Below are 329 nucleotides of genomic sequence, written 5' to 3'. Positions count from 1 at the left end.
CCTCGTGTGCAGCGGGGGGAGGTGATTTTCTATAACCGGGGGTGGAAGAACGGCCTGTCGGTATCCAAGAGCAGCAGCGCAAGCCGCAGCTTGGACTTTACCGCCGGGACGTTTTTTATTGGCGGACGTCTTTACAGCATCGGCCCGCGCACCAACGGCGCCAGCGTACCCTCCAACCCCGGCGGCACGGCGCAAACCTGCGAGCTCTACCTGCGGATCAACGGTGACAGCATTGACTCCCAGTGCAGCTCGCTTGGACAGAGCGCCCCGGCTGATGCCGTTCCTCTGTGGCGGCTGACAATCCCGGCAGGCAACACCGCGGCCAACGA

Annotated in this window: 1 protein-coding gene; it reads left to right on the top strand. The window is 63.5% G+C overall.

Annotated elements, in window-relative coordinates:
- Positions 1 to 21: 21 nt before the first annotated feature.
- Positions 22 to 329: hypothetical protein (locus tag VTU_RS30495; RefSeq protein ID WP_010110851.1), on the top strand; the 308-nt coding region annotated here is incomplete at its 3' end.

Source organism: Verminephrobacter aporrectodeae subsp. tuberculatae At4 (assembly GCF_000193225.1).
GTDB lineage: Bacteria > Pseudomonadota > Gammaproteobacteria > Burkholderiales > Burkholderiaceae_C > Acidovorax > Acidovorax aporrectodeae.
Note: the sequence above shows the minus strand (reverse complement) of the source record. Positions and strands in the feature narration are given on the sequence as shown.